General features: G+C 42.8%; 11 protein-coding genes and 1 pseudogene. 11 read left to right on the forward strand and 1 reads right to left on the reverse strand.

Annotated features, from left to right (window positions below):
• The first annotated feature begins 258 nt into the window (after positions 1-258).
• From Selli1_RS17560 to Selli1_RS17610, 11 genes and pseudogenes are all read left to right on the forward strand, one after another.
• Positions 259-732: a sigma factor-like helix-turn-helix DNA-binding protein gene (locus Selli1_RS17560; protein WP_172590466.1), complete on the forward strand. Its 474-nt coding sequence runs from the start codon at positions 259-261 to the stop codon at positions 730-732.
• A 573-nt stretch (positions 733-1,305) separates the two neighbouring features.
• Entirely contained in the window at positions 1,306-1,671 is a 366-nt protein-coding gene (locus tag Selli1_RS17565) for a type II toxin-antitoxin system PemK/MazF family toxin (protein ID WP_117942938.1), read from the forward strand.
• A 136-nt stretch (positions 1,672-1,807) separates the two neighbouring features.
• The gene (locus Selli1_RS17570) at positions 1,808-1,987 is read left to right on the forward strand and encodes a hypothetical protein (RefSeq protein WP_117942937.1); all 180 of its coding nucleotides are present in this window, start codon (positions 1,808-1,810) and stop codon (positions 1,985-1,987) included.
• A 77-nt stretch (positions 1,988-2,064) separates the two neighbouring features.
• Positions 2,065-3,477, forward strand: a complete 1,413-nt coding sequence (locus Selli1_RS17575; RefSeq protein WP_055057334.1) for a recombinase family protein — start codon at positions 2,065-2,067, stop codon at positions 3,475-3,477.
• A 121-nt stretch (positions 3,478-3,598) separates the two neighbouring features.
• Positions 3,599-4,108 (forward strand): annotated as a pseudogene (locus tag Selli1_RS17580) (sigma-70 family RNA polymerase sigma factor); the annotation flags it as partial.
• Between the two features lie 78 nt (positions 4,109-4,186).
• On the forward strand, positions 4,187-4,390 hold the full coding sequence (locus tag Selli1_RS17585; RefSeq protein WP_087167711.1) for a hypothetical protein: 204 nt from the start codon (positions 4,187-4,189) through the stop codon (positions 4,388-4,390).
• Positions 4,344-4,973, forward strand: coding sequence for a stage V sporulation protein AA (locus tag Selli1_RS17590; RefSeq protein WP_087167710.1), 630 nt, complete (start codon positions 4,344-4,346; stop codon positions 4,971-4,973). The genes Selli1_RS17585 and Selli1_RS17590 overlap by 47 nt, the downstream gene beginning before the upstream one ends.
• The gene (locus Selli1_RS17595) at positions 4,963-5,385 is read left to right on the forward strand and encodes a stage V sporulation protein AB (RefSeq protein WP_087167709.1); all 423 of its coding nucleotides are present in this window, start codon (positions 4,963-4,965) and stop codon (positions 5,383-5,385) included. The genes Selli1_RS17590 and Selli1_RS17595 overlap by 11 nt, the downstream gene beginning before the upstream one ends.
• Positions 5,386-5,409: 24 nt before the next feature.
• Positions 5,410-5,877, forward strand: coding sequence for a stage V sporulation protein AC (spoVAC, locus tag Selli1_RS17600; protein ID WP_140398842.1), 468 nt, complete (start codon positions 5,410-5,412; stop codon positions 5,875-5,877).
• Between the two features lie 30 nt (positions 5,878-5,907).
• Positions 5,908-6,921 (forward strand): stage V sporulation protein AD, encoded by a 1,014-nt coding sequence (locus Selli1_RS17605; RefSeq protein WP_191426577.1) that lies wholly within the window; start codon positions 5,908-5,910, stop codon positions 6,919-6,921.
• A 16-nt stretch (positions 6,922-6,937) separates the two neighbouring features.
• The gene (locus Selli1_RS17610) at positions 6,938-7,294 is read left to right on the forward strand and encodes a SpoVA/SpoVAEb family sporulation membrane protein (RefSeq protein WP_087167708.1); all 357 of its coding nucleotides are present in this window, start codon (positions 6,938-6,940) and stop codon (positions 7,292-7,294) included.
• 38 nt (positions 7,295-7,332) lie between these two features.
• On the opposite strand, the gene Selli1_RS17615 is transcribed toward Selli1_RS17610, so the two are convergent.
• Positions 7,333-7,599, reverse strand: a complete 267-nt coding sequence (locus Selli1_RS17615) for a hypothetical protein (RefSeq protein ID WP_087167707.1) — start codon at positions 7,597-7,599, stop codon at positions 7,333-7,335.
• Between the last annotated feature and the right edge of the window lie 191 nt (positions 7,600-7,790).

The following is a 7,790-nucleotide window of genomic DNA, read 5'->3' on the forward strand; positions in this document are numbered from 1 at the left end:
TGGTCTTTAAAAATGGTTTGTAATATATTCATAAGTCTATTATGCAGGAAAAACACATAAAAAGAAACCCCCAATTCCCCCATGAATGGGGGCTAGGGGGCTGAAGTGTCGAAGACACTTTTTTATGCCTGAATTTTTCAGCCAATAACTGCGGGTATGTCCCGGCAGGATAAAGGCGGAGCAGGCATGATCCTAAACAGAGGTCCGCCTTCTGGATTTGAAACGAGCAACAAGATTTCAAATTCAGGAGGAACGGATATGTATATTGAACACCCATATTTTTATGACGGAAAGTACTACGCAAATATTGATGGAGAAATGATCGAGATTACAAGAGAAGTTGCGTATGCGATGAACAATTTTTACAGAAGTAGCAAGGCAAAAAAAGTTGAGATTAAGAACGAACTGGGGGAAGTCGTGGATAAGATGCTGCGGGAAGTACCTTACAGTGGACAGTCCATTGATGGGGAAGGATTCATGATTGAAGAGTTCCCGGATCTGAATTGTGACGTGGAGCACAGTGTACTGACGAAAATGGAACAGCAGGATATTCATAAAGTGATCGATCAGCTGAATACCGAGGAACGCATGATTATTTACGGCATTTTCTTTGAAAACAAGACACAGACACAGATGGCAGAGATTATGGGGATTTCCAGACAGGTATTAGCTTACAAGCTGAAAACGATCCTTAATAAAATGCGTGAAATGTATATGAAAAAAATTTTTTAAAAAATTTCGGAAATTTTTTTGCATCTGCCGAAGTTATTTGACTTTAGTAATTAGAGGAGCTTTAAGGACTCCCTAAAATGCACCATGATAACTGAATATCCAATAATAACTGACGTGACATTTCATACAGTGAGCACGAGGAAGATGCCGCTATAGGATTATAAGACGTAAGAAACTATTTAGAGTCAATAATGCTGCGAAAAAGCACTGACCAAAGCCAGTCGGCAGGCTGGTGATGCGATGACATGTGTGAGATGCGATACACTTGCAGACCCTGAGAAGTCTGTAACTGGTAAACCTATGAACTGCCAGAGCCTGGAAACGAGAGCTTTTGGGTTGTGGTCCGGAGTATAGCATCCGGGCAGGTTATTATTCCCTTCCTGCAGATGCAGGAGTAACGATTCGGGGTATCGAGGATAAATAGAATCGAGCGAGCACTGTTTAATAATCAAATTGGCTATAGAGGTTATGCGGCAGAGCTTTCCATCTTGGAAAGGAACTCTGCCGTATTCCTGTGGAGCCACTATAGCGCTATGAATGCTTTACAAATTAAAAAGATTGGAGAGATGACAAGTGACGATTCGAAGAGGAGATATCTTATGGGCGGATCTCGGTATGTTCCCGACAACTTCGGTTCAGGGTGGAGTAAGACCGGTGATCGTAGTAAGTAACAACAAAGCCAATACATACAGTTCAGTCATTACAGTAGTTCCGATGACATCAAGAATATATAAGAAGCGGTATTTACCAACACATGTATTTATCAGTAAATACGATATGACAGGGATCCGAAAAGGAAGCCTGGCATTGGCTGAACAGGTTATGAGCATTTCTACAAAATGCATTATTGAGAAATGCGGAAGAGTAAATAAGTGGAGTTTGGATCGGGTACTGAAAGCAGTACGGATTCAAATGGGAATGAACGAAAGCGAGCAATGATATTCCTGCTTTCGACAATTCAACAGAAAACGACGTTATAAAATGTAGATAACACAAAAGAATGACAATACAGGACGAGCGGTTCTGGTGATTTTTTAGAGACGATTGAATATGATTTATAAAGGGAGGGATTGCGATGGCATTAAAAATTGTAAGAAGATATGATGCAAATGGTAATGTGATCGAAGATAAAGATTTAGAAAGATTCAAATTGGATTCCCCGGTAGTTCGTCAGATCTTATATCAGATGAATAAAGAGATGGGAGCAGTTGATAATATTAAAGTCGATGCAGCTGAAAGAAGAAATTTCGTATAACATACTTAGAGAAATAAAATAAGTTGAAATTTTTCTGGAAGGATGGTATAGTATACGTGAGAGGAGGAAAGAGCGAGGTGAGAAACATAAGAATTGGAAAGAATACCTCAAATAATAAAAAAACAGGATTGTATATCAGAGTTTCTACAAATTTTCAGTTTGAAGAAGGATATTCAGTAGGTGCTCAGACAGAGAAGCTTGAAAAGTATTGTAATTATCAGGAGATTGATAATTATGATCTGTATATTGATGGTGGCTATTCAGGAAGCAATCTGAATCGACCGGAGATGAAACGTCTTATTAAAGAAATTCAAGAGGGCAAAGTGGAATCAGTTGTAGTTGTTAAACTTGATCGTTTGTCCAGAAGTCAGAAAGATACGATTTATCTTCTGGAAGATGTGTTTGAAGCAAATGATGTTGGATTTATTTCTTTAAATGAGAACTTTGATACAACAACACCATATGGAAAAGCAATGGTAGGTATCTTATCTGTATTTGCTCAGTATGAACGTGAAAATATTCGTGAACGTACACAGATGGGAATTACAGAGAGAATCAAAACCGGAAAATGGAGAGGGACGAAACCACCATTTGGTTATGACTATAATAACGGTGATGACGTTCTTGTGCCAAATAAAGATGCTGAAACAGTCAGAAAGATTTTTGAATTATATAAGGAAGGCTATTCCACGTATGCACTGGCAAAGATGTTCGATTTAAAAGGAGACAAACAAGTGTCCGATATGTTATCCAGAGTGACATACATTGGAAAGCTCAAATATAATAAGGAAATCGTTGATGGTCTTCACGAGCCGATAGTTGATAAAAAACTGTTTGATGAAGTTCAGGAATTGCGAAAAACAAGAACGAGAGCAACTTCTCATAAATCACAGTATTTACTTACTGGGTTAATATATTGTGGATTATGTGGGGCAAAGATGCGTTATCAAAAATGGAGCGGTGGAAGAGTGATGATTTACTGTTACTCATTAGACCATAGTAAACCGCACTTGGTTAAGAATCCAAATTGCCAGAACGGAAAATTGGATGCAGCTGAAGTTGAAGATGTTGTTGTTAGTGATATGCTGAAATTATCAAAGGAGTATGAGGTAATCGAGGAAAAATCAGAACAGCAAAATCAAAAAGGATTTGAAGCTATGAACCAGAGAAAATCAGTTCTTGAAGGTAAGCTGAAATCCCTGTATAATTTATATGCATCCGATACCAATAATAGTGTCCTGCTGGAGACAATTGGTGAGATCAATAAAGAACTGGAAAATCTGAATACACAGATAGAACAGTACACATTAAAGAACACCAGAGCTAAAGATATGACAGCAAGAGCTAAAGCATTCAAAAGTGTTGCTGACAGCTGGGAGTTCATGTCTTTCAATGAAAGACAGAAGACTGTACGTGAATATATCAAAAAGATTAAAATATCGAATGATTATGTTGAAATTGAGTATAATGATCTTTTGACACTACAGTAAATTACATTTCTATAGTTAATACATCGCAAGGGGATATATCTTCTTGCGTGTAAAATTTCATATATCTTATTCAAGATAATTACCCTATTGGATAAAGGAAATTTCAAAATTTCCACTATAATACATTATCCCAATGATATCCGGGGAAATCAGACGGTTTCTCCGGGATGACGGAATGCTCAAAGTCAGCCGTTCTCTCAAGGAAATTTCCTGTAAAGCATGTCAGGCGAAAGAAGAATTTACGAAAAAGTACAACCGGGAACCGACAATCCGGGAACTGTCGGAGATTTCCGGAATCGGAAAGGAAGAACTGGTAGAGGCTATGGAAGCATCTGCCGAAGTGGAGTCTTTGCACCGGCCGGTCTACAAGAAAGACGGAAGTGAGGTGGAGCTTCTGGAAAAACTGGAAAAGGAGGAAAAAACAGAAGAAAAGATTATTGACCAGATGTTTCTATATTCCCTTCTGGAAAAGCTGGGAAAAGAGGAACGGCAGCTGATTTATCTCAGATATTTTGAAAACAAAACCCAGTCCGAGACCGGGAAAATGCTTGGCATGTCGCAGGTGCAGGTCTCGCGGCTGGAAAAGAAGATACTGAAACGGATGAAAGAATACGGCAGTCCGCCGGCGTAAAAAAGAATCAGGCATATCCGGTATAAAAAAAGCCAGAACAGACATACTACCTTTGAAAGAAAGGAAAGGTGAAGGAGAATGGAACAGGCAAAAAGAAGAATCCGGATATGCCTGATCTGCGTTGTCACATCAGCTGTTATCCTGGGAATTCTGTATTATGTAATGTCACAGCAACGGCCCGTATCGGAAGAAAACGGAACGCTTGTCAGTGTCAGCATGGAAGAAGGAGGAAACGATGGGAACATCCGGACATACACTCTATATCAAAGGGGAGAAAAATAAGGAACTGGCAAAAACAGAAGTGCTTCTTGGGGATGTGCTTTCGATGGAATGTACCGATCAGACTGTTGTCAGCCGGTTAAAGACAGTGAAACTTCTCCGAGGCTCTTTAAAGAAACGGTATGTCGTATCCATTCTGGAAGTCATCTCCAGAATCCATGAGATTTATCCGAATCTCACCGTGGAAAATATGGGCGAGACAGATCTGATTATTACCATCGAAGATCAGAAAAAGAACGGGAAAGTGATTCCGTTTCTGAAAAGTGTGTTTGTACTTCTTGTAACCTTTATCGGTGCCGGGTTTTCCATCATGTCGTTTAACAATGACGTGGATGTACCAAAACTGTTTAATCAGATTTATTTCCTTGTGACAGGAAACCGGTCGGACGGCTTTGGAATTCTGGAACTGACATACTGTATCGGGATGAGCGTGGGAATTCTGCTGTTTTTCAACCACTTTGGGAAAAGACGTTTTACTGTGGATCCGACGCCGATGGAAGTGGAAATGCGGACGTACGAGGAGGAAATCGAGATGACACTGATCGATGAATACTCACGGAAGAAGGAAGAAAAAGATGTGGGCTGAGCAGATCGTTCTTGGAATCATCGGATTTTCATCCGGCGCGGTCATTGCAGGGGGAATGTTTTCTTTTCTTATCGGGCTTGGGCTGATTTCAGTGTTTGCGGACAGGACCCATACCGGGAAACACATTTTGATGTATGAAAATGCTATTGCCCTCGGCGGAATTCTGTTCAATCTGTTCTTTATCTATCAGATAAAGATACCGGCAGGCAGCTTCCTTCTGGCGCTGTTCGGTCTGTTTTCCGGAATCTTTGTGGGCTGCTGGGCCATGGCGCTTGCAGATATTCTCAATGTATTTCCGATCTTTATCCGGAGGCTGAAAATCATTAAAACCATACCATATATTATCATCGGCCTGTCTCTTGGGAAAACAGCGGGAGCGCTTGTTTATTTTCTGGGAAGATGGGGCGTGTAAGGAGGGATCTGTTTGAAAGAACCGATTAACAGACAACAGGCGAAAAAGCAGAAAAGCTACGAAGAATATGTAAAGCAGAAGACACCGGTGCATAATGTCTGGAAAAACATGTTCCGCGCATTTATCACAGGAGGAACGATCTGTACGATTGGCCAGATCATTTCCAATTATGTGTCCGGCACCGGCATGGACAAGGAGATGACAAGCTGTTATACATCCATGATTCTTGTTCTGTTAAGTGTCGTTTTGACAGGACTGGGACTGTATCCAAAAATCGCGAAATGGGGCGGGGCGGGAGCGCTTGTCCCGATCACCGGATTTGCCAATTCTGTGGCGGCGCCTGCAATCGAATATAAAAAAGAAGGCCAGGTGTTCGGAATCGGATGTAAGATTTTTACTATTGCCGGACCGGTCATTTTGTACGGAATCGTCACGAGCTGGCTGTTTGGACTGATTTACTATTTCCTGCTGAAAGCGGGAATCAGCTGGTAGAGAAAGGTGGGATTGCAGATGAAAAGCGGAATGGCAAAAGGAGCGCAGAGTCTTGGCTTTACAGAGGCGCCCTTCTTGCTGAGCGCGGGAACGATTGTCGGGCAGAAAGAAAGCCAGGGGCCGCTTGGAAAACTGTTCGACGAGTATGGAGAAGACAAGGAAAATCTTTTCGGGAAAGAAACATGGGAGGAGGCAGAAAGCGAAATGCAGAAACGGGCCTGCCTGAGGGCCATACAAAAGGCGCAGATTCCGCAGGAGAAGATCCGCTTTCTGTTCGGCGGCGACCTGTTAAGGCAGGGAACGGCCACCTCCCTTGGAATTGAAAGCCTCCAGATTCCTTTATTCGGACTGTTTGGAGCATGTTCCACATCAGGGGAGGCCATTGCCCTTGGGGCGATGAGCGTGGCAGCCGGATATGCGGACTACGTTCTTGCGGTCACATCCAGCCACTTTGGAAGCGCGGAAAAGGAATTCCGGTTTCCGCTTGGATACGCTTCCCAGAGGCCCCTCTCGGCACAGTGGACGGTAACCGGAAGCGGAGCCTTTGTCATCGGAAAGGAAAAATCGAAGGTGCGGATTTCCGGAGTGACAGTCGGGAAAATCGTAGACTACGGGCTGAAAGATTCCCAGAATATGGGAGGATGCATGGCTCCGGCGGCATGTGACACCATTCTGGCAAACAGAAAAGATTTTGGCAGGGAGATGGAAGAGTATGATCAGATCGTCACCGGAGATCTCGGATATATTGGAAGCACGATCCTGTTGGAACTTCTGAAGAAAAACGGAGTGGACATTGAGGAAAGACACATGGACTGCGGGATGAAAATTTTCGATCAGAAGACACAGGATACCCATGCCGGAGGCAGCGGCTGCGGGTGCGCGGCAGTGACACTGGGATCTTATGTTCTTCCGAAAATCATAAAAGGTGAGTGGAAGAAAGTACTCTTTGTCCCGACCGGTGCATTGATGTCAACGGTCAGCTTCAATGAAGGCGAGAGCATTCCGGGCATTGCCCATGGCATTGTGCTGGAACGTGCATGTTGACAAAGGAGGAGAAACGATGGAATATTTTAACGCGTTCTGGGCAGGAGGCCTGATCTGCGCGCTTGTACAGATCCTTCTGGACAGGACAAAACTGATGCCGGGAAGAGTCATGGTACTTCTGGTGACATCCGGAACCGTGCTGGGGTTTCTGGGCGTATATGATCCCCTGATTGAAATGGTCGGCTGCGGAGCAGGCGTTCCGCTTCTCGGGTTTGGAAACACTCTGTTTCAGGGAGTCAAAGAGGCCGTCCTGAAAGACGGATTCATCGGGATCTTTGAAGGAGGATTTACCGCAAGCGCGGCAGGAATCTCGGCGGCACTGGTCTTCGGATATCTTGCATCCTGGATTTTTGAACCGAAAATGAAAAAATAACGGAGGGAAGCCCTCCGTTTTACATAATGCAGCCGCTCTTAATCTTCTTCGATGACCTGGATTTCCAGAAAGTCAAAGTCAATACTGTCAATAAAACTGTCCTGGTAAAACCGCGCTTTGGCATGACGCCGGAACTCATTGATATTGCTGTCAAGCCAGATCGGCTGGCTTAAATCAAACTGATAACAGATCTCTTCCAAAGCCCGGAATACTTTATGTGTTCTTGTGTCGGATGAGTCGTCACAGATCACCGTATCTGACAGCATGCGGTTGTTCTTCCATGTCTTTGCCCACAATCGAAACATCCTGAAAACTCCTTTCTCTGTTTGATCATCATACCATTCTATTAAAGAAATGTAAAGTCTGTCCAGTTAGTGTATAATTATTATTGGCAAAAATAGGAATTTTTCCTAAATAAAAAGGGAAGCAGAGAAAATCCCTACTTCCCAATCATACAGTTTTTCTTTATGATGTTAGTTGCAAAATAAAACACGTA

The sequence above is a fragment of the Sellimonas catena genome (genome assembly GCF_027924685.1).
Classification (GTDB): Bacteria; Bacillota; Clostridia; order Lachnospirales; family Lachnospiraceae; genus Sellimonas; species Sellimonas catena.

Excerpts from the sequence above, each read along its gene's own strand:
- Selli1_RS17560 (WP_172590466.1), top strand. The coding sequence starts at position 259 with ATGTATATTGAACACCCATATTTTTATGACGGAAAGTACTACGCAAAT.
- Selli1_RS17570 (WP_117942937.1), top strand. The coding sequence starts at position 1,808 with ATGGCATTAAAAATTGTAAGAAGATATGATGCAAATGGTAATGTGATC.
- Selli1_RS17585 (WP_087167711.1), top strand. The coding sequence starts at position 4,187 with ATGGAACAGGCAAAAAGAAGAATCCGGATATGCCTGATCTGCGTTGTC.
- Selli1_RS17590 (WP_087167710.1), top strand. The coding sequence starts at position 4,344 with ATGGGAACATCCGGACATACACTCTATATCAAAGGGGAGAAAAATAAG.
- Selli1_RS17595 (WP_087167709.1), top strand. The coding sequence starts at position 4,963 with ATGTGGGCTGAGCAGATCGTTCTTGGAATCATCGGATTTTCATCCGGC.
- Selli1_RS17605 (WP_191426577.1), top strand. The coding sequence starts at position 5,908 with ATGGCAAAAGGAGCGCAGAGTCTTGGCTTTACAGAGGCGCCCTTCTTG.
- Selli1_RS17610 (WP_087167708.1), top strand. The coding sequence starts at position 6,938 with ATGGAATATTTTAACGCGTTCTGGGCAGGAGGCCTGATCTGCGCGCTT.
- Selli1_RS17615 (WP_087167707.1), bottom strand. The coding sequence starts at position 7,599 with ATGTTTCGATTGTGGGCAAAGACATGGAAGAACAACCGCATGCTGTCA.